This is a genomic window from Mitsuokella multacida DSM 20544 (assembly GCF_000155955.1).
In the GTDB taxonomy this organism is placed as follows: Bacteria; Bacillota; Negativicutes; order Selenomonadales; family Selenomonadaceae; genus Mitsuokella; species Mitsuokella multacida.
On sequence record NZ_GG697142.2, the window covers coordinates 141758 to 164538 of the forward strand.

General features: G+C 57.9%; 27 protein-coding genes. 26 read left to right on the plus strand and 1 reads right to left on the minus strand.

Annotated elements, in window-relative coordinates:
- The first annotated feature begins 46 nt into the window (after positions 1-46).
- The 11 genes from rph to MITSMUL_RS07530 all read left to right on the plus strand — a co-directional run bounded on the left by rph (position 47) and on the right by MITSMUL_RS07530 (position 9332).
- Complete coding sequence (gene rph, locus MITSMUL_RS07480; protein ID WP_005841419.1) at positions 47-793, plus strand: ribonuclease PH; 747 nt, start codon at positions 47-49, stop codon at positions 791-793.
- 29 nt (positions 794-822) lie between these two features.
- Positions 823-1422, plus strand: a complete 600-nt coding sequence (gene rdgB, locus MITSMUL_RS07485; RefSeq protein ID WP_040636026.1) for an RdgB/HAM1 family non-canonical purine NTP pyrophosphatase — start codon at positions 823-825, stop codon at positions 1420-1422.
- Positions 1419-1910: a YfcE family phosphodiesterase gene (locus tag MITSMUL_RS07490; protein WP_005841421.1), complete on the plus strand. Its 492-nt coding sequence runs from the start codon at positions 1419-1421 to the stop codon at positions 1908-1910. The genes rdgB and MITSMUL_RS07490 overlap by 4 nt, the downstream gene beginning before the upstream one ends.
- Before the next feature lie 293 nt (positions 1911-2203).
- On the plus strand, positions 2204-3046 hold the full coding sequence (locus MITSMUL_RS07495; protein ID WP_040636027.1) for a fumarate hydratase: 843 nt from the start codon (positions 2204-2206) through the stop codon (positions 3044-3046).
- A 44-nt stretch (positions 3047-3090) separates the two neighbouring features.
- On the plus strand, positions 3091-3657 hold the full coding sequence (locus tag MITSMUL_RS07500) for a Fe-S-containing hydro-lyase (protein WP_005841424.1): 567 nt from the start codon (positions 3091-3093) through the stop codon (positions 3655-3657).
- 81 nt (positions 3658-3738) lie between these two features.
- Complete coding sequence (locus tag MITSMUL_RS07505; RefSeq protein WP_005841425.1) at positions 3739-4365, plus strand: succinate dehydrogenase/fumarate reductase transmembrane subunit; 627 nt, start codon at positions 3739-3741, stop codon at positions 4363-4365.
- Between the two features lie 35 nt (positions 4366-4400).
- Positions 4401-6308 (plus strand): succinate dehydrogenase flavoprotein subunit, encoded by a 1908-nt coding sequence (sdhA, locus tag MITSMUL_RS07510; protein ID WP_005841426.1) that lies wholly within the window; start codon positions 4401-4403, stop codon positions 6306-6308.
- Positions 6309-6326: 18 nt separating this feature from the next.
- A complete protein-coding gene (gene sdhB, locus MITSMUL_RS07515) occupies positions 6327-7079 on the plus strand; it encodes a succinate dehydrogenase iron-sulfur subunit (RefSeq protein WP_005841427.1) in 753 nt (250 codons plus the stop codon).
- Positions 7080-7258: 179 nt separating this feature from the next.
- Positions 7259-7753 (plus strand): preQ(1) synthase, encoded by a 495-nt coding sequence (gene queF / locus MITSMUL_RS07520; RefSeq protein WP_036374105.1) that lies wholly within the window; start codon positions 7259-7261, stop codon positions 7751-7753.
- 48 nt (positions 7754-7801) lie between these two features.
- Complete coding sequence (locus MITSMUL_RS07525) at positions 7802-8626, plus strand: pyridoxamine kinase (RefSeq protein ID WP_005841429.1); 825 nt, start codon at positions 7802-7804, stop codon at positions 8624-8626.
- Positions 8627-8669: 43 nt separating this feature from the next.
- Positions 8670-9332, plus strand: coding sequence for a TatD family nuclease-associated radical SAM protein (locus tag MITSMUL_RS07530; RefSeq protein ID WP_005841430.1), 663 nt, complete (start codon positions 8670-8672; stop codon positions 9330-9332).
- A 296-nt stretch (positions 9333-9628) separates the two neighbouring features.
- On the opposite strand, the gene MITSMUL_RS12865 is transcribed toward MITSMUL_RS07530, so the two are convergent.
- A complete protein-coding gene (locus MITSMUL_RS12865) occupies positions 9629-9793 on the minus strand; it encodes a hypothetical protein (protein WP_005841432.1) in 165 nt (54 codons plus the stop codon).
- A gap of 308 nt (positions 9794-10101) precedes the next feature.
- Between MITSMUL_RS12865 and yqeB the strand changes: the two genes are divergently transcribed.
- The 15 genes from yqeB (at position 10102) to MITSMUL_RS07605 (ending at position 22705) form a co-directional block, all read left to right on the plus strand.
- The gene (gene yqeB, locus MITSMUL_RS07535; RefSeq protein WP_005841433.1) at positions 10102-10941 is read left to right on the plus strand and encodes a selenium-dependent molybdenum cofactor biosynthesis protein YqeB; all 840 of its coding nucleotides are present in this window, start codon (positions 10102-10104) and stop codon (positions 10939-10941) included.
- A gap of 65 nt (positions 10942-11006) precedes the next feature.
- Complete coding sequence (locus tag MITSMUL_RS07540; RefSeq protein ID WP_005841434.1) at positions 11007-11663, plus strand: ComF family protein; 657 nt, start codon at positions 11007-11009, stop codon at positions 11661-11663.
- Between the two features lie 137 nt (positions 11664-11800).
- The gene (gene ilvB / locus MITSMUL_RS07545) at positions 11801-13486 is read left to right on the plus strand and encodes a biosynthetic-type acetolactate synthase large subunit (protein ID WP_005841435.1); all 1686 of its coding nucleotides are present in this window, start codon (positions 11801-11803) and stop codon (positions 13484-13486) included.
- A gap of 35 nt (positions 13487-13521) precedes the next feature.
- Entirely contained in the window at positions 13522-14022 is a 501-nt protein-coding gene (gene ilvN, locus MITSMUL_RS07550) for an acetolactate synthase small subunit (protein ID WP_005841436.1), read from the plus strand.
- Between the two features lie 184 nt (positions 14023-14206).
- Positions 14207-14413 carry a hypothetical protein gene (locus tag MITSMUL_RS07555; protein ID WP_036374092.1) on the plus strand — a complete coding sequence of 69 codons (207 nt, stop codon included), beginning with the start codon at positions 14207-14209 and terminating at the stop codon, positions 14411-14413.
- Positions 14414-14491: 78 nt separating this feature from the next.
- Positions 14492-14779 carry an HMA2 domain-containing protein gene (locus tag MITSMUL_RS07560; RefSeq protein WP_005841439.1) on the plus strand — a complete coding sequence of 96 codons (288 nt, stop codon included), beginning with the start codon at positions 14492-14494 and terminating at the stop codon, positions 14777-14779.
- A 3-nt stretch (positions 14780-14782) separates the two neighbouring features.
- The gene (locus MITSMUL_RS07565; protein WP_005841440.1) at positions 14783-15436 is read left to right on the plus strand and encodes an HMA2 domain-containing protein; all 654 of its coding nucleotides are present in this window, start codon (positions 14783-14785) and stop codon (positions 15434-15436) included.
- Positions 15433-17535 (plus strand): heavy metal translocating P-type ATPase, encoded by a 2103-nt coding sequence (locus MITSMUL_RS07570; protein ID WP_147652972.1) that lies wholly within the window; start codon positions 15433-15435, stop codon positions 17533-17535. The genes MITSMUL_RS07565 and MITSMUL_RS07570 overlap by 4 nt, the downstream gene beginning before the upstream one ends.
- A 212-nt stretch (positions 17536-17747) precedes the next feature.
- Positions 17748-18035: a zinc-ribbon domain containing protein gene (locus tag MITSMUL_RS07575; protein WP_005841445.1), complete on the plus strand. Its 288-nt coding sequence runs from the start codon at positions 17748-17750 to the stop codon at positions 18033-18035.
- A 169-nt stretch (positions 18036-18204) separates the two neighbouring features.
- Positions 18205-18990, plus strand: a complete 786-nt coding sequence (locus tag MITSMUL_RS07580; protein ID WP_005841446.1) for a basic amino acid ABC transporter substrate-binding protein — start codon at positions 18205-18207, stop codon at positions 18988-18990.
- Between the two features lie 158 nt (positions 18991-19148).
- Positions 19149-19814 (plus strand): amino acid ABC transporter permease, encoded by a 666-nt coding sequence (locus MITSMUL_RS07585; RefSeq protein ID WP_005841447.1) that lies wholly within the window; start codon positions 19149-19151, stop codon positions 19812-19814.
- Positions 19801-20520, plus strand: a complete 720-nt coding sequence (locus tag MITSMUL_RS07590) for an amino acid ABC transporter ATP-binding protein (RefSeq protein ID WP_005841448.1) — start codon at positions 19801-19803, stop codon at positions 20518-20520. Before MITSMUL_RS07585 ends, MITSMUL_RS07590 begins: the two co-directional genes overlap by 14 nt.
- 204 nt (positions 20521-20724) lie before the next feature.
- Complete coding sequence (locus MITSMUL_RS07595; protein ID WP_005841449.1) at positions 20725-20925, plus strand: cold shock domain-containing protein; 201 nt, start codon at positions 20725-20727, stop codon at positions 20923-20925.
- Between the two features lie 266 nt (positions 20926-21191).
- Positions 21192-21737, plus strand: coding sequence for a ribosome hibernation-promoting factor, HPF/YfiA family (hpf, locus tag MITSMUL_RS07600; protein WP_005841453.1), 546 nt, complete (start codon positions 21192-21194; stop codon positions 21735-21737).
- A 59-nt stretch (positions 21738-21796) separates the two neighbouring features.
- Positions 21797-22705, plus strand: coding sequence for a ChbG/HpnK family deacetylase (locus MITSMUL_RS07605; RefSeq protein WP_005841455.1), 909 nt, complete (start codon positions 21797-21799; stop codon positions 22703-22705).
- Positions 22706-22781: the final 76 nt, after the last annotated feature.

Genomic DNA, 22781 nt, shown 5'->3' on the forward strand with positions numbered 1-22781 from the left:
TTGTTCGAGTGCAGATAGATAGTTTGGAAGAGAGGTAGTTTACATCATGGCAAGACCGGATCGGCGCACGGCGGACGCCCTGCGCCCGTATGAGATGCATCGTCATTTCCAGAAGTACCCCGCAGGCTCGGTGCTCATCGAGATGGGTAATACGAAGGTCATCTGCGCGGCCTCGATTGAAGACCGCGTTCCGTTTTTCCTGCGTGGCACAGGTGAGGGCTGGATTGCAGCGGAGTACTCCCTGCTGCCGAGTGCGACGGAGACGCGCACGCAGCGCGAGGCCGTGCGCGGCAAACAGTCGGGACGCACGCAGGAAATCGAACGCCTGATTGGCCGGAGCCTGCGCTCGGTCGTCGATACGAAGGCGCTCGGCGAGCGCACAATCATGATCGACTGCGACGTCATCCAGGCCGACGGCGGCACGCGCACGGCGTCTATCACGGGGGCATTTGTCGCTCTCGTAGAGGCATGCGCTTCATTCTACGAGAAGGGTAAGATCTTCCCCGTCAAGGACTTCCTCTCGGCCATCAGCGTCGGCGTCAGCCACGAGGGCGTGCCTATCCTCGACCTCTGCTACGAGGAGGACTCGCGCGCCATTGTCGACATGAATGTCGTCATGACGGGCGTGGGGCGCTTCGTCGAGGTGCAGGGGACGGGCGAGGGACGCCCGTTCACGCATGAGGAGCTCGGCGAGCTCTTAGCGCTCGGCGAGAAGGGCTGCCGGGAGCTCATCTCGTACGAGAAGGATGTGCTCGGCGGTGAGCTCGTATGGCTCGTCGGCCGCGAAGGTTGAAACGCTTGGAGAATTGGAGAGGTGAGAAGATGAAAAAGATCGTGATTGCAACGAAGAACAAGGGAAAGGTCCGCGAGATGCGCGAGGCGCTCTCGCACCTGCCTGTCGAGGTCGTCTCGCTGGCGGAGTTCGGCGCACTGCCCGATGCCGTGGAGGATGGGAAGACGTTTGCCGAGAACGCGCGCATCAAGGCATCGTTCTACCGCGGGAAGACGGGCTGTGCTTGCCTCGCTGATGACTCCGGCCTCGAGGTCGAGGTCCTCGGCGGAAAGCCTGGCATCTTCTCGGCGCGCTTTGCTGGCTTTCATGCTGACGATGCAACGAACAACGAGAAGCTCATGGAAGAGCTCAGGAAGGCCGGCGTCGAGTCGTCGCCGGCCGACTACCGCTGTGCACTCGCCTTTGTCGACGAGGACGGCACGAACCTGTTGACGGAAGGGCGTTGCGACGGCACAGTCCGCATGGTACCAAGGGGGGAGAACGGTTTCGGCTACGATCCGTACTTCTACACGGAAGCTTATCCGGACCGCACGATGGCGGAGCTCAGCCTGGAGGAGAAGGATGCGATCAGCCACCGTGGCAGGGCCCTGCGCGCGATGGTCAAAGAACTGGAGGAGCGCTTGAGATGAAGATCGGTATCGTAAGTGACAGCCATGGCTCGACAAATGCCATCGACCGGATGCTCGCCCATCCGGCAGCGCAGGGCGTGATGCTCTGGCTGCATGCCGGAGACATCACGCCGGATGCAGAGTACCTGGCCATGATGACCGAGGGAAGGGCAGAGGTCCGCTATGTTGCGGGCAACAGTGACTGGCCGGAGCCTGGCGCCCGCTACGACGATGTCGTGGAGGTGGCGGGCCATCGCATCTTCCTGACGCACGGCCACATGTACGGCGTACGCTTCACGACGAAGCCGCTCTGCGATGCAGCTGCACAGTCAGGCTGTGACATCGCCGTCTACGGTCATACGCATGTGGCCGAGATCTCGCCGGGACGCATCACCGTGCTCAATCCTGGCAGTGTCGCGCGCCCGCGCGATGCGATGCAGGGGTCCTTTCTGATTGTAGAGCTTGAGCGCGGCCAGAAGCCTGACTGCCATCTGATCCGTTTCGCATGATTTTTTTGCATAGCTGACTTGCGCGCCTGTCATGCATCATAGCAATTGTTCGATGAATAGACTTGCAGAAAAAATTTTTCTTGGCTGAAAGAAGGATTTTAAAAGCGAATCACTAATATAAAACTTGAGTGACAAGTATCACATTGCGGCTGTTCAAATGGAAGGTGAAAAAACGAATGGAATTCACTTTTTTCAAGGGTTTGCGGGCCTTCAGAAGTGCTTGAAAGCCGCTATAAAATGTGTTATGATGAATCACAGATGTGTGATAAGTTGTATTTATGGGAGGGATCACTTTGCGAGAACTCGACGCAAAACAAATCACGGAAACCGTTGCACAGCTGTGCAAAGAGGCGGCTTACTACCTGCCAAAAGACGTCTATGAAGGCCTCAAAAAAGGCCGCGAGACGGAGAAGTCCCCGGTTGGCCAGGCTGTTCTCGACCAGATCATCAAGAATGCGGAGATTGCGCGTGACGAAGACCGTCCGTACTGCCAGGATACCGGCATGACGATCGTCTTCCTCGAAGTCGGCCAGGATCTCCATATCGTCGGCGGTGACCTCGAAGAGGCTGTCAACGACGGTATTGCCAAGGGCTACACGGAAGGCTATCTGAGAAAGTCGGTCGTAGCTGAACCAATCTTCAACCGCGTCAACACGAAGAACAACACGCCGGGTGTCATCTACACGAAGATTGTTCCGGGCGATAAGCTCAAGATCACGGTTGAGCCGAAAGGTTTCGGTTCAGAGAACAAGGGCGGCATCAAGATGCTCGTGCCGGCTGACGGCCTTGAGGGTGTCAAGAAGGCTGTCATGGAGATCATCCTGCACGCTAGCATGAACCCGTGCCCGCCGATGGTTGTCGGCATCGGCATTGGCGGCACGATGGACCGCGCCGCTGTCATGAGCAAGATTGCCCTGACGCGTTCGATCAACTCGCATAACCCGATGCCAGAGTATGCGAAACTTGAAGACGATCTCCTCGAGCTCATCAATGAAACGGGTATTGGACCGCAGCTCGGTGGCACGACGTCCTGCCTCGGTGTCAACATCGAGTGGGGCCCGACGCACATCGCCGGCCTGCCGGTCGCTGTGACGATCTGCTGCCATGCATGCCGTCATGCAACGCGCGTTCTTTGATCTGTCGAAAGACTGAGCTAAAACTATCAGGAGGAGAGATAATCATGGCAGAACCTATTCGCATTCATACCCCGTTTACGGAAGAAGATTCCCATAAGCTCAAGATCGGCGACAGCGTCCTCATCACGGGTGAGATTTACGCTGCCCGCGATGCTGCGCACAAGAAGATGTGCGAAGCACTCGCAAAGGGCGAGAAGCTGCCGATTGACTGGCACGACAAGATGGTCTATTACCTCGGACCGACGCCGGCAAAACCGGGCGATCCGATTGGCTCCTGCGGCCCGACGACTTCTGGCCGCATGGATGCTTACACGCCGACGATGCTCGACCAGGGCATCAAGGGCATGATCGGCAAGGGCTCCCGCTCGAAGGAAGTCGTCGATTCCATGAAGAAGAACGGCGTCACGTATTTCGCAGCTGTCGGCGGCGCTGCAGCGCTCATTGCGAAATCCGTCAAGAAGTACGAAGTCCTCGCTTATCCGGAACTCGGTCCGGAGGCACTTGCCCGCCTGACCGTTGAGGATTTCCCGGCCATCGTTGTCATCGACTGTGAAGGCAATAACCTTTACGATGTCAACCAGAAGAAGTATCGTACCCTGAAAGGTTACTGATAAAGTGGGAAGAAGGGAAGTTTCTGGGAGGCTCGCTTAGAAGCTTCCTTTCTTTTTCCAAGAATCAACAGGAGGTATAGAATGTTCCATACAACTTTTTATCTGCGCCGTCTGCATTCGTTAGTCGGCCTGCTGGCAATCGGCATTTTCCTCTTCGAGCATATCATCACGAATGCTCGTGCACTCGGCGGTGCCGAGTCCCTTAACGGTGCTCTGGCAATGATGGAGCTCATCCCGCATCCGATCTTCCTCGGCCTGGAAATCTTCGGTGTTGCACTGCCGATCCTCTTCCATGCCATCTACGGTATCTACATCGCCCTGCAGGCCAAGAACAACCCTGGCCGCTACGGCTACGTCCGCAACTGGCAGTTTGCTCTGCAGCGCTGGACGGCATGGTTCCTCGTCGTATTCCTCATCTGGCACGTATTCTATCTGCGCATTTTTACGAAGGCCATCAACGGCACGCCCATCTCGTATGAGCTCCTGCAGACGCTCTTCACGAGCAGCCCCATCACGACGCTGCTCTACACGATTGGCATGTTCGCCGCTATCTTCCATTTCTGCAATGGTATCACGACTTTCTGCATGACCTGGGGCATCGCCAAGGGCCCGCGCATCCAGAACGTCATCAACGTTCTCTCGATGTGCCTTTGCGCATTCCTCTGCCTTGTCACGATCGCGTTCATGGCAAGCTACTTTGTCATGTAAGACCCGATACGCTGTGTAAGAAAAGGAGAATATAAATGGCTAAGAAACCAGAAAATAAGATTATTGTCGTAGGCGGCGGCCTTTCGGGCCTCATGGCTACGCTGAAGATCTGCGAAGGCGGCGGCAAGGTTGACCTCTTCTCTTACTGCCCAGTCAAGCGCTCGCATTCCCTCTGCGCCCAGGGCGGCATCAACGCCTGCATGGATACGAAGGGCGAGCACGACTCGATTTACGAGCATTTCGATGATACGGTCTACGGCGGCGACTTCCTCGCAGACCAGCTCGCAGTCAAGGGCATGGTCGAAGCTGCTCCGAAGCTCATCAAGATGTTTGACCGCATGGGCGTGCCGTTCACGCGCACGGCTGAAGGTGTCCTCGACCTCCGCAACTTCGGTGGTCAGAAGAACAAGCGCACGGTATTTGCCGGCTCCACGACGGGCCAGCAGCTCCTCTACGCTCTCGACGAGCAGGTTCGCCGTTGGGAAGTAAAGGGCGGCGTCAAGAAGTATGAGTTCTGGGAATTCATCAAGATCATCAAGAACAAAGAGGGTATCTGCCGCGGTATCGTCGCACAGAACATGAACTCCAATGAGATTGTCTCGTTCCCGGCGGATGTCGTCATCCTCGCAACGGGCGGCCCGGGCCAGGTTTACGGCCGCTGCACGGCTTCGACGATCTGCAACGGCTCGGCTGTCTCCGCTGTCTACCAGCAGGGTGCTGAGCTCGGCAATCCGGAATTCCTCCAGATCCATCCGACGGCCATCCCGGGTTCCGATAAGAACCGCCTGATGTCCGAGGCTTGCCGCGGTGAAGGCGGCCGCGTCTGGGTTTACCGCAAGAACCCGCAGACGGGCGAGAAAGAGCGCTGGTACTTCCTCGAGGATATGTACCCGGCATACGGCAACCTCGTTCCGCGTGACGTCGCATCGCGCGCCATCTACAAGGTCGTCGTCCACATGGGCCTCGGCATGCACAACCCGAACCGCGTCTACCTCGACCTCTCGCACATCCCGGCTGACTACCTCGAGCGCAAGCTCGGCGGCATCCTCGAGATGTACAGCGACTTCATGGGTCAGGATCCGCGCAAGGTCCCGATGGAGATCTTCCCGTCGATCCACTACTCGATGGGCGGCATCTGGGTCGATCGTGAGCATCATACGAATATCCCGGGCCTGCTGGCTTCGGGCGAGTGCGATTACCAGTACCACGGTGCAAACCGCCTCGGTGCAAACTCGCTGCTGTCGGCAACGTATTCGGGCACGATCTCTGGTCCAGAGTCCCTGCGCCTCGCACGCAGCGGCAAGCTCGGCTCCCCGCTCACGCAGGAAGAGCTCGAGGCTGCTCGCCAGGAGTGCGTTGCAGAGTTCGACAAGATCCGCAACATGAACGGTCCAGAGAATGCGCATAAGCTCCATCATGAGCTCGGCGACATCATGTACAAGTACGTCTCCATCGAGCGTGACAACAACGGCCTCAAGGAGTGCGTCAAGGAGCTCAAGGAAATCCTCAAGCGCTGGGACAACATCGGCGTCACGGACCATGGCACTTGGGCAAACCAGGAAGCGATGTTTGTCCGCCAGCTGCGCAACATGATCATCTATGCGATGGCCATCACGCAGTCTGCTCTGCAGCGTGACGAGAGCCGCGGTGCTCATGCGAAGATCGTCCTGAAGTCCGACTACGATAAGATGGATGATCAGCTCAAGGAAGCCCTCACGAAGAAGTACGGCAAGTTCCACTTCGACGCTGAGACGGGTCGTGGCACGACGGATGACGGCAACGACGACCTCGTGTTCTTCGAGCGCAACGACAAGAAGTTCATGCGCACGACCATCGTCACTTTCGATCAGGAGAAGGAAGAGCCGGTCGTTTCCTACCGCGAATTCGAGCACTCTCTCATCAAGCCGCGTCTGCGTAACTATGCCGTAGCTAAGAAAGAGTAAGAGGGAGGACAAATAGAAATGGCAGAACAGAAAAAAGTCAGAATCATCGTCGAGCGCCAGGACGGCCCGAAAGAGAAGCCGTACAACCAGGAGTTCGAGATCGACTATCGTCCGGGCCTCAACATCGTTGCTGCCCTGATGGAAATCCAGAAGAACCCGGTAACCGTCGACGGCAAGAAAGTCCCGCCAGTGACGTGGGAGTGCAACTGCCTCGAGAAAGTCTGCGGCGCCTGCATGATGGTCATCAACGGCAAGGCCCGCCAGGCTTGCTGCACGCTCGTTGACACGCTCAAGCAGCCGATTCACCTGCAGCCGGCCCGCACGTTCCCGGTCATCCGCGACCTGCTCATCGACCGCTCCGTCATGTTCGAGAGTCTCAAGCGCATCCACGGCTGGGTCGAAGTCGATGGCACGTGGGAAGTCAAGGATGCTCCAATCCAGAATCCGTACACGGCACAGACGGCTTACGAGATCTCGCACTGCATGACCTGCGGCTGCTGCCTCGAGGCTTGCCCGAACGTCGGCCCGCAGTCCGACTTCATCGGACCGGCTCCGACGGTACAGGCCTACCTCTTCAACCTCCATCCGCTCGGAAAGTTCGACGCACCGAAGCGCCTGAACGCCCTGATGGAGAAGGGTGGCATCACGAGCTGCGGCAACAGCCAGAACTGCGTCGAAGCTTGCCCGAAGAACATCAAGCTGACGACGTACCTCGCACAGCTCAACCGCGACGTCAACAAGCAGGCTCTGAAGAATATCTTCAATCATTGATCACGGATTACTGATATTGTTACTGAGCCGGATAAGACTTAGCATAGAAGAACCCCGCATCACGATTCTCGGATCGGATGCGGGGTTTTTGTATGCTTGATTATTCTTTAAGGATTCGCTATGATAGGAGTTATAGATTTAGACGTTATAGATTATATGGATATATGGAGGGACGCTCATTGTCACGCGATAAATCCCAGGAGGACATCACGCTCCTCGGCAAGAAGAATGTCAAGTACCACTACGATTACTGCCCGGAGATCCTCGAGACGTTCGAGAACCGCCATCCGGACAACGACTACTGGGTCAAGTTCAACTGCCCAGAGTTCACGGCGCTCTGCCCCATCACGGGCCAGCCGGACTACGCGACCATCTACATCTCCTACATCCCGGGGCGCCGCATGGTCGAGAGCAAGTCGTTGAAGCTCTATCTCGTGAGCTTCCGCAATCACGGCGACTTCCACGAGGATGTCGTCAACGTTATCATGAAGGACCTCATCCGCCTCATGGACCCGAAGTACATCGAGGTCTGGGGCAAGTTCCTGCCGCGCGGCGGCATCTCGATTGACCCGTACGCCAACTACGGCCGTCCGGACACGAAGTACGAGCGCCTCGCAGAGCATCGCTTCATGGAGCACGACCTCGTCGCCATGGACAAGGTCGACAACCGCTGAGCCGTAAGAGTATTGAGTTGCAGAGAAGTAGAGGATGGAGATAGAGAGATGAAACGTCAGAAGCGAATTGCGCTCGTCAATGACATCACGGGATTTGGGCGCTGTTCCGTCACGGTGGAGCTGCCGCTCATATCCGCCATGAAGATCCAGGCATGCCCCTTGCCGACCGCCATCCTTTCGGTCCACACGGGCTTCCCGAATCATTACCTTGATGATTATACGGCGCGCATGGAGCCGTACATCAAGAGCTGGGAAGTGAATGGCCTGGCATTCGATGGCATCTGTACGGGCTTTTTGGGCTCGGCCGAGCAGATCGCTATCGTGCTCGACTTCATCCATCGCTTCAAGGGGCCTGAGACGCGCGTCATGGTGGACCCTGTCATGGGCGACTACGGCAAGCTCTACCCGTCGTACACGCAGGAGATGTGCGACAAGATGCGCAGCCTGCTCGGCGTGGCGGACCTCGTCACGCCGAACCTCACAGAGGCGTGCCAGCTGCTCGACATCCCGTACCCCGAGGACGGCATCGTCACGGACGGTGCGCTGCAGCAGATGGCGGAGGCACTCGCTGCGCGCGGACCGCATCAGGTCGTCATCACGGGCCTCCACGAGGGGGACTTCATCAAGAACTTCCTCTACGATGCGGGCCATATGGCCATCGTGCGCGCGCCGAAGATCGGCGGGGACCGCAGCGGCAGCGGCGACGCCTTTGCGGCCATCGTCGCGGCCAGCCTGATCAACGGAGAGGGGCTCGAGGCTGCTGTGCAGAAGGCTGCCTCGTTCATCAGCCGTTGCCTTCAGTATGCACTGGAACTCGACCTGCCGTGGAATTACGGCCTGCCTTTTGAGGAGTATCTGACCGAGCTGCACTGATGGCCGATGAGTGTTTTCTGGATTACTTTTAGGAGGGATTTCCATGATTGTCTATGCAACACATGCCGGCGGCAAGTACCTGCCGCTCGATGAATCCTTGCGCGTACAGCCGGAGGGCAAGCGCAATCTCTACGTCAATATCACGAATCACTGTAACTGCGCCTGCACGTTCTGCCTGCGCACGATGAAGCACATGGCTGAGCAGTCTTCGCTGTGGTTCAAGGGGAAGGAGCCGACGGTCGAGGAGGTCAAGGCCGCGCTCGCGACTGTTCCCTGGGACTACATCAAGGAGGTCGTCTTCTGCGGCTTCGGCGAGCCGACGATGCGCCTCGATGTGCTCTTAGAGCTTCTGCGCTATGTCAAGCAGCAGCATCCAGAGCTGACGACGCGCCTCAACACGAATGGCCTCGGCGAGCTGGAGAACGGCCGTGAGTTTGCTGCCGAATTTAAGGGCATCCTCGACACGGTCTCCATCAGCCTCAACGCCTCGAACGCCGAGCGTTACCTTGAGCTCACGCGCTCGAAGTTCGGCATCGGGTCTTACGATGCCATGCTGACCTTCGCGCAGCACTGCAAGCCATACGTGCCGAACGTCGTGCTGACGATCGTCGACCACGTCGAAGGCCCCGAGGAAATCGCAAAATGCCGGAAGATCTGCGAAGAGCGCGGCCTCACGCTGCGCGTGCGCCCTTACGAAGATTCCTGAAGACTCCTGAGTGCTTAAGTGCTTAAGTGCTTAAGTGGGGATATCCAGGTCATACAATCGAATAAGCACAACAAAAGCGGCTTACATTCTCTCGTAATGTAAGCCGCTTTATACGTAGTCAACCATAAATAATGTGATCCTTCTTCTATATTCTGTTGTCACGTAGCAAATTTCCCTCGCGAACAGGAACTTTGCAAATATCTCATCATGCTCAGCTGAAACAGTTGTGATCTCAAAATCACGTTGTGCACATCTGGTTCATCTTGGTCCGTTACCGATAACATAGGAGATACCGACTACTTCTCGATGGATTCTCGATGATTTACCGTTACCCAGGGCTGCGTTCCTTCAATCCAGTTACTGACGTTGCGCTCCAGACTTCCATTGGCATCGAGCACGACTGGCGGCCCCTGGCCATCATTACGTGCATTCCCCGCGCTATGGATATTCTTGTACTTCACCAGTGCGCTTGCTAGTCAGGTTGGAAAGAAGTTCTGCTCATCATAATCTTCAATAACCATCCACATCCTTTCGTGTAAGGTTTTGAAGAGCGCCTTTTTCGGCAGGACATGCACCTGCTACTTTTCGACCTCCAGGACTACTTAGCGGTGGTTTGCTTGTCCATCTCCTCTTTACAGTTATATTATACCATGGGTGTCAGATAATTGCAATGCTTTACACAAGGCTGACAAAAATAAATTATTTCAGGTAGATTATGTCAATTTATAGTATAATAAAAGAGAGACTATAGGGAAAGAAGGTTCCATCTATGAAACATCTGATCATCATCCGCGGTGGCGGCGAACTCGGCAGCGGCATCGCGCATTGCCTGCATCGCGCGGGCTTCCGCGTGCTGATCCTCGAACAGAAGAAACCGACGGCGACGAGGCGCAAGGTCACGTTCTCCGATGCCATGTACTGTGGCGAATCGGAAGTGGAGCGCGTGAGCTGCCATCGAGCCAAGAGCCTGGAAGAGGCGCAGAAGCGCCTCAAGAAGGGGGAGATCATGATGATTGCAGACCCGGAGGCGAAGTGCGTGGCTGAACTCAAGCCGGATGTGCTCATCGACGCCATCGTCGCACACAAGAGCCATGGCAAGGAGAAGGGATTGGCGGAGCACACGATCGCGCTCGGACCAGGCTTCTGCGCGGGACGCGACGTCGATGTCGTCGTGGAGACGGGGCGCGGCCACAACCTCGGCCGCCTGATTTACGAGGGCTATTCCTCGAAGGACATCGACCACGGCAATGGCACGGTCGGCGAAAGCCCGAATATCGAGCACCTCGTCTTTGCGCCGGCTGATGGCCGCGTCGAGATGCTGCGCACGATCTCGCTGATGGTCAAGAAGGGCGAAGTCATCGGCCATCTCCACGTCAAGGAGGGGGAGTCCGTCGATATCAAGGCGACCATTGACGGCGTCCTGCGTGGCGCCATCTACGATGGCAGCAAGGTGGTGGCCGGCCAGAAGATTGCGGACATCCACCCGACGATGGGGCAGGAGGAGTGCTACACGATCTCGGACAAGGCCCGCTGCATCGGCGGCTCCGTCCTCGAAGCGGTTATGGCCTGGGAGAGCAAGAAGCCGAAGCATCGTTTCTTCGGGCGTTGAGAAGCTGAGGACCGGTGCCTTGAAGGAACGTTGCTTTTTGGACGGCAGGGGAAGGGGGAATCGCGATGGGCAGGGGACTCTGGCAGATGCTCGTGGACTTTGTCTTTCCGCCGCATTGCCCCGTCTGCCACGCCTATGTCGAGCACCTCGGCGCGTGGTGTCCGGATTGCATGGCGGCGGCGCAGAAGCCGCATGTCATCCTGCTGCCGGCGGCCATGCAGCCGCTGATCGGGACGGCGTGGGCGCTCGGCCGCTATCACGGCGGCCTGCGCAGCCTGATCCATGCGCTCAAGTACAAGAAGAAGCGCAGTGCGCTGCCGTGCATCGCGACCTTCCTGCGCGAAAGCGATTTCGTGCTGCCCACTGCTATCGACATGGCGGTACCGGTCCCCTTGCATGAAGCGCGCTATCGCGAGCGCGGCTTCAACCAGGTGGAGCTGATCTTCGGAGCATGGCTGGAAGGGCAAGGGCTGCCCCTGGAGCAGGCACTCGTGCGCACGAAGCAGACGGGGCCGCTCTACAGGATGCGGCCGTCGGAGCGGCGGCAGAGCCTCAAGGACGCCTTCTCCATGGCGCGGGATGCCGACGTCAGCGGCAAGCACATCCTGCTGCTTGATGACATCCTGACGACAGGCGCGACGCTCTCTGCCTGTGCTGCTGTGCTGCGGCGCGCCGGGGCAGCGCGCGTCGACGTGCTCGTCTTTGCGAGTGACCATCGCTGAACCGCATGGCGTTCCATTCCGAGAAAACTTGTCTGCATCGGTTGTAATGTTGTATACTTATGCGGTATAATAAGAGAATCCCATTTTCAATTGGTCTTTTTGTTGAATTCAAGATATAAGGGGGCTTTCACTTGTTGATGAATGGTGCAGAGGCTGTGCTCACGAGCCTGAAGAATGAAGGCGTGGACGTCGTATTCGGATATCCCGGCGGCGCGGTGCTCACGCTCTACGATGCTGTCTATAAAATGAAGTTTCCGCACATCCTGACGCGCCATGAGCAGGGAGCTGTCCATGCGGCAGACGGCTATGCGCGCGCGACGGGCAAGGTCGGCGTCGTCTTCGCGACCTCCGGCCCGGGTGCGACGAATCTCGTCACGGGTATCTCGACGGCCTATACGGATTCGGTGCCGCTCGTCTGCATCACGGGACAGGTGGCTAACTCCTACATCGGCAAGGATTCCTTCCAGGAGGCGGATGTTTGTGGTATCACGACGCCAATCACGAAGCACAATTACCTCGTCAAGAAGGTAGAGGACCTGCCGCGCGTGCTCAAAGAGGCGTTCTACATCGCGCGCACGGGCCGCCCGGGGCCTGTCGTCGTCGATGTGGCCAAGGATGTCTTCGATACGAAGCTTGACTATGCATATCCAGAGTCTGTGCATCTGCGCGGCTACAGCGGCGAGAACATCGGCGATGAGAGGGAGATTGACGCGGTGGTTGAGGCCATCCGCGCGGCCAAGAAGCCGCTGGTCTTTGCGGGCGGCGGCGTCATCCTCTCGGAGAAGGCAGATGTGCTCCAGGACATCGTGCGCCGCCTCGGCGCACCGAGCACGGCGACCCTGCTCGGACTCGGCGCCATCCCGGCCGACGAGAAGGGCTTCCTTAGCTTTGCGGGCATGCATGGCTCTTATGGGGCCAACATGGCCATCCAGGAGTGTGACCTGCTGCTCTGCGTCGGCATGCGCTTCAGTGATCGCGTGACGGGCAAGGTCTCGGAATTCGCACCGCATGCGAAGATCGTCCACTTCGAGATCGACCGTGCCGAGCTCAACAAGAATGTTGCGGCAGATTACCGCGTACTCGGCGACCTCAGCTGGTCGCTGCCCATCCTGCGCGACAAGCTCGCCGCCTGCCCGGATGACTTTGCTGCAAAGTTTTCGCCGTGGCTCGCGCATGCGCTGGAACTCGAGGCTAAGCATCCGTTCGGCTATCGCGAGGAAGGCGATGCCATCAAACCGGGCGCACTGATCAGCAAGGTCAGCAGCCTCATGGGCCGCGATGCGATTGGCGTGACGGATGTCGGCCAGCATCAGATGTGGGCGGCGCAGTTCTTCAAGGTCTACAAGCCTCGCCACTTCCTGACATCCGGCGGTCAAGGCACGATGGGCTACGGCCTGCCGGCAGCGCTCGGTGCCAAGGTCGGCTGCCCGGATTCCCCGGTCGTGCTCTTCTCGGGCGACGGCAGTATCATGATGAACTGCCAGGAATTTGCGACGATTGCCGACAACGATATCGACGTCAAGGTCGTCGTCATCCGCAACGAGATTCTCGGCATGGTCGGCCAGTGGCAGCGCCTGTTCTACAACCATCATTACTCACAGTCGGAGCTCAAGGGCAAGACGGACCTCGTCAAGCTCGCAGAGGCCATGGGCGTCAAGGGATACCGCCTGACGAAGAAGGAGGAGCTCGAGACGCGCTTGCCGGAAATCCTGTTGGAGAAGGGCGCCGTCCTCATCGATGTCGTCATCCCGGAAGAGGAAGATGTCCTGCCGATGGTGCCGGGTGGCAAGCGCCTGGACCAGATGGTCCTCGGTTATCTCTGAGATTGGATGTAGATTGGGTGTAGGAGGAATAGAAGATGAAGAAATACCTGCTTGCCGTGCTGGTCGACAATAAGCCGGGCGTCCTGACGCATGTGTCGGGGCTCATCAGCCGGCGCGCCTTCAATATCGAGAGCATCTCCGCTGGCTACACGGAGGAGCCGGAAGTCACGCGCATCAACATTGTCGTCTCGGTGGAGTCGGAGGGCGAACTCGATCAGGTCATCCAGCAGCTCAGTAAGCTCATCGATGTCATCAAGATCGTCAACCTCAGCGAGGAAGACGCAATAGAGCGTGAGCTCGTGCTCATCAAGGTCAAGGCGACGCGCGAGACGCGCAGCGACATCGTCAATGTCGTCAACATCTTCCGCGCCAATATCGTCGATGTGACGCCGGATGACGTCGTCATCGAGCTCACGGGCACGCAGAACAAGATCGACGCACTCTGTGAGGTCATGCGGGAATACGGCATCATCGAGATTGCCCGCACGGGTGCCATCGCGCTCTCGCGCGGACCCGTTCCGGTCAAAGAGATGTAACGCGCAAACGATAATGTATTCTGTTGATAACGCATACTTCAATCGAAGTATGCGTTATTTTTATAGTTTTGACAATGATTCCCATTAGTGATAAGATAAAGGATAAACAGGACGACTGTCTTGTTCCAGCGATGGGCAGTGCCTTGGAACTGCTCGTCAGAAATGAAAAAGGAGGATGGATACGATGTTCCAGAAAACAGACTTTTGGATTGGCCTTGCAGTAGGTGCCGTAGCTGGTATCTTCGGCTACCGCTTCATGCAGGAGCGTGAGCAGCAGATGGCAGCAATGCAGCCGGCTGCACCGGCAGGTGAGATTCCTCTTGCTGAGCTTCAGCGCCAGAAAGAAGAACTCGAAGACCTCATCGCCGCTCAGCAGGCAAAGAAGAACTGATTTCTTGTAGAATGAGGGGGAGAGACTGCCAAACGTCTGGCAGTCTCTTTCTGTAAGGGAGGAACTATCTTGAATCTCATGGGAAGTCTGCAGATCCCCACTACTAAACTGGACTTATTCATCCGTTCCGTCGAGATCGCTTCGTATCTGCCGGGGCGCATCCGCTTGCGCAGCAAGAAGCTCCTGGGCAATCTGGAGCTCGAGCGCCAGGTACAGCAGCAGCTCCGCGCTTTTCCAGAAATTGCGCGCGTGGAGACGAGCATCGTCACGGGCTCGATCCTCATCCACTACGAGCCGGAGAGGCTGCGGCAGAATCCGGATCTGCGCAAGGTAGAAGAATACATCATGACGCATGCAAGGAGGTAAAATATGTCGTACGTATCTGGTTTCATGATGGGGGCAGCGATCGGCAAGAGTATCCGGCAGATGTTCGGGGGCTCTTCCGCAACGCCTTCATCCGGCCGTGCTGCCGTGGGGCGGCGCAGCTGGGCGGCCGCCAAGCCGCAGGCGGCGCCCTTGAGGGCTGTGCCGTCCTTTGCTCTCGTATCGGCCCTGCCAGGGCGCCGCCGCTACCGCGCGGCCCGCATCGCGCCGTCCATCGCAACGCTCTTGGAGGAGCGGTTCGCAGCACTGGACTTTGTCAAGAGCTGTGAAGTCAGCGCCTTGAGCGGCAGCATCCTCATCGAGTTCGATGAGGCGGACAGCCTGCGCGTCGATGCGCTGGCAGCCTGGCTCAAGGAGCATCTGTTCCCCACAGCGCCGGCTGATGGTGCGGAAGCGGAGTGCGCCGGACTCGACGAATCGCATGCTGGCAGAATCACGCGCAGCGTGCGCAACTCGGGCCGGGAATTCTCAGCCTGGATCAACCGCCACACGGCCGGCTGGTTCGACATGAGCTCGCTCGTGTCGCTGCTCTTTGCCCTGCGGGGCATCCGCAAGGTGCTCATGACGTATTCTTCTCCATCGGGAGCGCAGATGCTCTGGTGGGCTCTGTCATTGATGAGAGGATGGCGTACCGTATGATGTATGGGAGTTGTTACCTTCATCTGCAGGCCGCACTGCCGCGTGAAGAACGCGCGCTGCTGGCCGCGCAGATCCGCCGCTATCGCACGGTCAGGGCGGTGACGGTCACAGACAAGCGCGTCCAGATCTGGTATCGGGGCGCCCTGCCGTTCCGTGAGATCCAGAAGCTGGCTATCGCGACCGTGCGCCGCGCGCAGGAAGCGGCTGTGACACCGGCTGAGCGCCTGGCAGAATACCGGCGCGATGCGCTCTTCTCGCTGGCCAGCTTTGCCGGCATGGAGATTCTGAAGCGCACCTCGCCGCAGCTCTTCCTCAGCATGAAAGTCGCGCGCAGCCTGCTCGTGCTCGCAATCGCGCGCAAGTTCATCCAGAACGGCGTCCAGGGCATGATCAAGGATCACCGCCCGAACGCCGATACGCTGACGGCCACGGCCGTCATTGCCTCGGTGCTCGCCGGCAAGCCGGAGTCGAGCCTGACACTGCTGGCCATCTCCAACGGCGCCGAGATGCTCACGAGCTACGCAGCAGAGCGTGCCCGCACGCAGATCTCCGGCCTGCTGTCCCTTGACCAGCGCTACGTCTGGCTGGTTGACGGCGAGGTCGAGCGCAAGGTGCCGATCGAGCAGGTCAAGGCTGGCGACGTCATCGCCGCGCACACCGGCGAGAAGATCGTCATCGATGGCCGCGTCATCCGCGGTGATGCCGCCATCAATCAGGCGTCCATCACGGGCGAGTCGAACCCAGCCATGAAGCACAAGGGGTCGCCGGTCTACGCGGGCTCTGTCGTGGAAGCAGGCGAACTCATCATCTCCGTCGAGAAGGTCGGCAAGGATACGAGCCTCGCGCACATCGTCCACCTCGTCGAAGAGGCGCAGACGCGCAAGGCACCGGTGCAGAACTTCGCCGACCAGATGGCGAATTTCCTCGTCCCGATCTCCTTCCTCGGTGCGGCCATCGTCTACGGTGCGACACGGGACTGGCAGCGCGTCCTCAACCTGCTGTTCATCGACTTCTCCTGCGGCCTGAAGCTCTCGACGGCCACGGCCATCTCGGCGGCCATCGGCGCCGCAGCCAAGCGCGGCATCCTCGTCAAGGGCGGCAACTACATCGAGGCGCTGGCTGAGACGGATACGGTCGTGCTCGACAAGACGGGCACGCTGACGATCGGCGTGCCGCAGATCGCGTTCGTCAAGACGGCGAGCGGCGTGACGGAGAAAGAAGCCGTCCTGCTCGCGGCTTCTGCTGAGATGCACTCCGTCCATCCGCTGGCCGTCGCCATCCAGAAGTACGTCAAAGAGCACGAATGGCAGACGCCGCATCACAAGAGCTCCAAGACCATCGTCGCGCGCGGCATGCAGGCCGAAGTCCCCGACTTCGATGGCTTCAAGGGCGGTGTCGTCCGCGTTGGCAGCAAGAAGTTCCTGCGCGAGAGCGGTGTCAAGGATACCGAGCAGCTCGATGTCGACCTGATCGGCAAGAACCTGCTCTACGTGGCAAGGAATGACGAGCTCATCGGCGTCATCGGCATCGAGGACCCGATCCGCCCGAAGATGAAGAAGACGCTGAACCAGATGCGCCGCTACGGCATCGATGAGATCGTCATGCTGACCGGCGACAGCAAGGCCGTGGCGCAGGAAGTCGCGCGCAGCATGGACATCGATTCGTACCATGCGGAGATCCTGCCCGAGGACAAGTCGAGCTACGTCAACAAGCTCAAGCAGCGCGGCACGGTCATGATGGTCGGCGATGGCATCAACGATGCGCCAGCACTCGCGTTTGCCGATGTCGGCGTATCCCTCGGCGGGCGCCAGACGGATATCGCGGCGGAATCTTCGGCCGTCACGATCCATTCGGAAGACCCGTCCCGCCTCATGGAGGCCCTGCGGCTCGGCCGCCGCACGATGGACCTCGTCCAGCAGAACTTCATGGCGACGATTCTCGTCAACAGTGGCGCCATGCTGCTCGGCGCACTCGGCAAGATCAACCCGCTCTGGGCAGCCGTCATCCACAACACGGCGACACTGGCCGTCGTGCTCAACAGCTGCCGCATCCTGCGCCCGCAGGGCAGGACTTTGATCCGCCGCCGCAGAGCCGTCTGATGCGCTTATACTGCAAAGAAAAAGCTGGGGTTGCCCAGCTTTTTTTCTTTGCAGTATAATATAACAGAAAAATCTTGAAATAAAAATTACTTGCACTTTACGGACTTTGCCTATATACTGGTTTATAGACGTTCTATTTTCTTCGCATATCTGCATTGAGAGAACCGGACATCTAATACGTTATTCTAATTTTTCAGTAAGGGGATTATCTTATGGCTTTCCAGGACAAGACACTCACGTGCAAAGAATGTGGCAAGGAATTCATCTTCACCGCTGGTGAACAGGAATTCTACGCTGAGAAGGGCTTCGAGAACGAACCGGCTCGCTGCCGTGATTGTCGTGACAAGCGCCGCCGCAGCCGCGAAGGTGGCGAGCAGCGCCAGATGTACAAGGTCGTCTGTGCAGATTGCGGTAAAGAAACGGAAGTTCCGTTTGAACCGAAGAACGACCGCCCGGTGTACTGCCGTGACTGCTTCACCAAGAGAAGAGCACAGCACTGAGAGACAGTCGGTTGAAATTTTTTCATGAGACTGGCATGATATCCGCGATTATGTTATAATAGGTCGCGTAAGAGAGCAATGAGGCCCGGATACGTTTCCGGGCCTCATTCTCTGAAAGGATCCATCAATAGCGGCAAGCTATGGAAATCTGAGAGAGAGAGGGATTTTTATGAATTTGAAGAAGTTATTCGTCCTTCTGGCAGCCTGCGTTTTCGCGACGTTGGCGCTGGCTGGCTGCGGCGGCAGTGATTCGGCATCCTCGGGCAGCGGCTCGAGCGCCAAGGTGCTCAAGGTCGGTTCGTCGATCGACTTTGCGCCGTTCGAGTTCCAGGATGAAGGCCAGAAGGAATACCAGGGCTTCGATATGGACCTGATCCGCGCCATTGGCAAGGAGATGGGCTATGAGGTCGAGGTTCAGAACATCGGCTTCGATGGCCTGATCCCGGCTCTGCAGGCTAAGAACATCGATGTCATCATCTCGGGCATGACAATCAACGACGAGCGCAAGCAGAACGTCTCGTTCTCGGACCCGTATTACCAGTCCGGCCTGACGATGGTCGTCCGCTCGGATGAGCAGGCCATCAAGAGCTTCCAGGACCTCAAGGGCCACAAGGTCGCTGTCCAGATCGGCACGACGAGTGTTGAGGCAGTCAAGAAGCTCGGCGGCGTAGAGGTCAAGGAACTCAACACGCCGGCTGACTGCTTCATGGAGCTCAAGGGCCATGGCGTCGATGCTGTCGTCAACGACCGTCCGGTCAACGACTACTACATCACGAAGAGCGGTGAGACGGGCGTCAAGGCTCTCGAGGAGAAGCTGACGGCTGAGGATTACGGCATCGCTCTGGCAAAGGACAACACGGAACTGCAGTCCAAGATCAACGAAGCACTCAAGAAGCTCAAAGAGAACGGCGAGTACGACAAGATCTATGCAAAATGGTTCGGTGGACAGAAATAATCACCTATCCTGCATAAAGAAACACCACGCTTCCGGCGTGGTGTTTTGCTTTTTCCTTTTTCATTGACAGGAGAGAGGGCAGGAAATATAATAATAGACAGGTTTTTCTCTGTGATGAAGATGAATAATTATGAATCCCAATGGTAAGGTGAAAGCAAATGCATTTTAACTTCGATTTGGTCGTGAACTCCTTCCCACTCCTGCTCGTGGGCGCTGGCGTCACGATCAAGATTACGGCTCTCTCAGTTGCCCTCGGTGTGGTCATCGGCCTCTTCGTCGGCATCGCGCGCATCTCGCGCATCAAGCTTCTGCGCGTCCTCGCGGCAATCTACGTCGACTTCTTCCGCGGCACGCCGCTTCTCGTGCAGATCTTCCTGGTCTACTTCGCACTGCCGGTCATCACGGGCCAGCGCGTCGACCCGTTCGTCGCGGCCATCGGCTCCTGCGGCATCAACTCGGGCGCATACGTCGCGGAGATCTTCCGCGCCGGCATCCAGTCCATCGACAAGGGGCAGATGGAAGCCGGCCGCTCGCTCGGCATGACCTGGGTGCAGACGATGCGTTACATCATCGTGCCGCAGGCCTTCAAGCGCGTCATCCCGCCGCTCGGCAATGAGTTCATCGCCCTCTTGAAAGACTCGTCCCTCGTCTCGGTCATCGGTTTCGAGGAACTCACGCGCCGCGGCCAGCTGATCATCGCGAAGACGTATGGTTCGCTGGAAATCTGGCTCAGCGTCGCGGTCATCTACCTGGCCATGACCTTGACGATTTCCCGCTTCGTAGCATATCTGGAGAGGAGATACAAGACGGATGATCGACATTGAGAATCTGAGAAAATCATTTGGTGACGTCGAGGTGCTCAAGGGCATCAACCTCACGATCAAGGAGAAGGAAGTCGTCGTCATCATCGGGCCATCCGGCTCGGGCAAGAGCACGCTGCTGCGCTGCATGAATTACCTCGAAGAGCCGACTTCCGGCGAGGTCAGCGTCGACGGCATCGTGCTCGACGGCGAGGCCAACATCAACAAGGTGCGCGAGGAAGTCGGCATGGTCTTCCAGCGCTTCAACCTGTTCCCGCACATGACGGTGCTCCAGAACATCATGCTGGCCCCAATCAAGGTCCGCCACGTCGCGAAGCAGGAGGCCGAGGAGACGGCGCGCAAGCTGCTCGCACGCGTCGGCCTGGCCGACAAGGCTGACGCCTATCCGAGCCAGCTCTCCGGCGGCCAGCAGCAGCGCGTCGCCATCGCGCGCGCTCTGGCGATGAAGCCGAAGGTCATGCTGTTCGACGAGCCGACTTCCGCACTCGACCCGGAGATGGTCGGCGAAGTCCTCGACGTCATGCGCAAGCTCGCCGAAGAGGGCATGACGATGGTCATCGTCACGCACGAGATGGGCTTTGCGCGCGAGGTGGGCGACCGCCTACTCTTCGTCGACGACGGACGCATCATCGAGCAGGGCGACCCGAAGGAAGTCTTCGAGCACCCGAAAGAAGAGCGCACGCGCCTCTTCCTCTCGAAAGTCCTCTGAGGTCTCTGAGATCGCTGAGAACCATATCGGAGTGACAGATTGCCAGCCCGTCCTACTTGGAGATGAGACAATGGTATTCCTCACATGCAGTCGTGTTGACAGGGAACAATCCCATTGACAACCCCGCAACGACTCAGTATAATCGAAAGTGAATCAGGATGCCCATTATCCTGACGGTTTTTGATTTGTGTAGGAGGAATCATTATGGTTGGCAAAGTAAAATGGTTCAGTCCTGAGAAAGGCTACGGCTTCATCGCTCGCGAAGGTGGCGATGATGTATTCGTCCATTTCTCCGCAATCCAGGACGAAGGCTTCAAGACGCTCAATGAGGGTCAGGATGTCGAGTTCGAGATTGTCGAGGGTGCGCGTGGCCCGCAGGCTGCCAACGTCATCAAGACGGCATAAGAACGAATGAAAAGAGCCGGGTCCCGGAGACGGGACTTGGCTTTTCTTTTTGTCCGGGTTCCAGATTTGCGAGAAAATAATTGGATTTTCCGGATTTGGAAGAAGGGATTCCTGCGGCTTTGGCGAATACTACCAATATAAACAGAAAGCGTTCGGATCTCTCGGATAGGATAGGAAACTGTAACATCCAACAGTGTCCGGCGCATTGCTTTCTTCAATAAATTGTGCCGCTTGGCGGCATAGAAATAAGAAAGGGGATGTGTCTTATGGCAACATTCACTGTAAGAGGCAAGAATATCGAGATCACTCCTTCCCTGCGTGAGTACGTGGAGAAACGCGTTGGCAAAGTCACGAAATACTTTGATTCCGTCGGCGATATCAAGGTGCTGCTGACGGTTTCGAAGGGCCGCCACATCGTCGAGGTCACTGTCCCAATCCCCGGTGGCATCCTGCTGCGTGGCGAGGAATCGACGATGGATATGTACACCTCCATCGACCTTGTCGTAGAGAAACTAGAGCGCCAGATCCATAAACAGAAGACGAAACTCGCGCGCCGCCTGCGTTCTGGCCAGTTCAAGACGGAAGAGCTCAAGTCGAGCCCGATGCCGGACGTTCATGATGAGAGCGACACCTATAAGGTCGTCAAGACGAAACACTTCATCGTCAAGCCGATGGATGTCCAGGAAGCCATCATGGAGATGAATCTTTTGAACCATAACTTCTTCGTCTTCCGCGATGCGGAGACGGAGGCAGTCAATGTTGTCTACCGCCGCGATGATGGCAACTACGGTCTCATCGAGTCGGATAACTGATTGTACACCCACTTTGACACTTTGAAATGAGAGGAGCCTGCTTGCGGGCTCCTTTTTCCATGCCATCTATTTCATGCATCAAGAAAGAAGAGGTACCTGTCTTGCGCTACATCATCATCAATGCCGACGACTTCGGCCGTCATGTGGAAATCAATCGGGCGGTGGAGGAAGGGCTCGTGCACGGCTGCCTGCGCTCGGCGACGGTCATGCCGGGCGGCGCTGCCTTTGCGGGGGCCATCGACATCGCGCGCCGCCACGAGGAGCTCGGGCTCGGCGTCCACTTCACGCTCGTCGACGGCCATCCCATCCTGCCGACGGAGGAGATTCCCTCGCTCGTCGGCGCAGAGGGTGATTTCCTGCCGGACCACACGGCGCTTCTCAAGCGCTATCTGAAGGGCGGCGTCAACCTCGAAGAGGTCCGGCGCGAGCTCGCCGCGCAGCTCCAGAAGGTTGAAGCGACGGGGATTCCCATTTCGCATGTGGACAGCCATCAGCACATGCACACACTGCCGGGGATCATCGACATCGTCCTGGACCTCGCGGCGCACGCGGGCATCCGGGCCGTGCGCACGCCGCGCACGCCGCTCTTTGCCGGTGCGTTTGGCGGGCTCGGGCAGCTCGTCGGGCGCCTGGGCCTCAGCACGCTTGCACGCCTCGCCGCCTGCAAGGCGCACCGCCGAGGCCTCTTGACGCCGGATAATTTTGCCGGCATCGTTGCGGGCGAGGCTGTCAGCGAAGGCGAGCTCCTGCACCTCATTGCGCATCTGCCACAGGGGACGACGGAGGTCATGATGCATCCCGGCACGAAAAACGATGTGCTGCAGGAAGACAGCGGCTGGCAGCATGACTTTGAGGCGGAGCTCGCGGCCATCCTCTCGCCGCGCGTCGGGGAGGCGCTGCGAAAGGCAGAGGTCGAGCCGGTGAACTTCCGCCATCTCTCCTGCACTGCAGAGCAAAGGGAAAATTGACTTATAAAGGTCAGTCTGATAATATTGTAAGGTAGGTTAACTATAGGGGAAGCACATGCAGCCCCACACGCAGTAA

Coding starts and splice junctions, on each gene's coding strand:
- rph (WP_005841419.1), top strand. CDS start 47: ATGGCAAGACCGGATCGGCGCACGGCGGACGCCCTGCGCCCGTATGAG.
- rdgB (WP_040636026.1), top strand. CDS start 823: ATGAAAAAGATCGTGATTGCAACGAAGAACAAGGGAAAGGTCCGCGAG.
- MITSMUL_RS07490 (WP_005841421.1), top strand. CDS start 1,419: ATGAAGATCGGTATCGTAAGTGACAGCCATGGCTCGACAAATGCCATC.
- MITSMUL_RS07500 (WP_005841424.1), top strand. CDS start 3,091: ATGGCAGAACCTATTCGCATTCATACCCCGTTTACGGAAGAAGATTCC.
- MITSMUL_RS07505 (WP_005841425.1), top strand. CDS start 3,739: ATGTTCCATACAACTTTTTATCTGCGCCGTCTGCATTCGTTAGTCGGC.
- sdhA (WP_005841426.1), top strand. CDS start 4,401: ATGGCTAAGAAACCAGAAAATAAGATTATTGTCGTAGGCGGCGGCCTT.
- sdhB (WP_005841427.1), top strand. CDS start 6,327: ATGGCAGAACAGAAAAAAGTCAGAATCATCGTCGAGCGCCAGGACGGC.
- MITSMUL_RS07525 (WP_005841429.1), top strand. CDS start 7,802: ATGAAACGTCAGAAGCGAATTGCGCTCGTCAATGACATCACGGGATTT.
- MITSMUL_RS07530 (WP_005841430.1), top strand. CDS start 8,670: ATGATTGTCTATGCAACACATGCCGGCGGCAAGTACCTGCCGCTCGAT.
- yqeB (WP_005841433.1), top strand. CDS start 10,102: ATGAAACATCTGATCATCATCCGCGGTGGCGGCGAACTCGGCAGCGGC.
- MITSMUL_RS07540 (WP_005841434.1), top strand. CDS start 11,007: ATGGGCAGGGGACTCTGGCAGATGCTCGTGGACTTTGTCTTTCCGCCG.
- ilvB (WP_005841435.1), top strand. CDS start 11,801: ATGAATGGTGCAGAGGCTGTGCTCACGAGCCTGAAGAATGAAGGCGTG.
- ilvN (WP_005841436.1), top strand. CDS start 13,522: ATGAAGAAATACCTGCTTGCCGTGCTGGTCGACAATAAGCCGGGCGTC.
- MITSMUL_RS07555 (WP_036374092.1), top strand. CDS start 14,207: ATGTTCCAGAAAACAGACTTTTGGATTGGCCTTGCAGTAGGTGCCGTA.
- MITSMUL_RS07560 (WP_005841439.1), top strand. CDS start 14,492: ATGGGAAGTCTGCAGATCCCCACTACTAAACTGGACTTATTCATCCGT.
- MITSMUL_RS07565 (WP_005841440.1), top strand. CDS start 14,783: ATGTCGTACGTATCTGGTTTCATGATGGGGGCAGCGATCGGCAAGAGT.
- MITSMUL_RS07570 (WP_147652972.1), top strand. CDS start 15,433: ATGATGTATGGGAGTTGTTACCTTCATCTGCAGGCCGCACTGCCGCGT.
- MITSMUL_RS07575 (WP_005841445.1), top strand. CDS start 17,748: ATGGCTTTCCAGGACAAGACACTCACGTGCAAAGAATGTGGCAAGGAA.
- MITSMUL_RS07580 (WP_005841446.1), top strand. CDS start 18,205: ATGAATTTGAAGAAGTTATTCGTCCTTCTGGCAGCCTGCGTTTTCGCG.
- MITSMUL_RS07585 (WP_005841447.1), top strand. CDS start 19,149: ATGCATTTTAACTTCGATTTGGTCGTGAACTCCTTCCCACTCCTGCTC.
- MITSMUL_RS07590 (WP_005841448.1), top strand. CDS start 19,801: ATGATCGACATTGAGAATCTGAGAAAATCATTTGGTGACGTCGAGGTG.
- MITSMUL_RS07595 (WP_005841449.1), top strand. CDS start 20,725: ATGGTTGGCAAAGTAAAATGGTTCAGTCCTGAGAAAGGCTACGGCTTC.
- hpf (WP_005841453.1), top strand. CDS start 21,192: ATGGCAACATTCACTGTAAGAGGCAAGAATATCGAGATCACTCCTTCC.
- MITSMUL_RS07605 (WP_005841455.1), top strand. CDS start 21,797: ATGCCATCTATTTCATGCATCAAGAAAGAAGAGGTACCTGTCTTGCGC.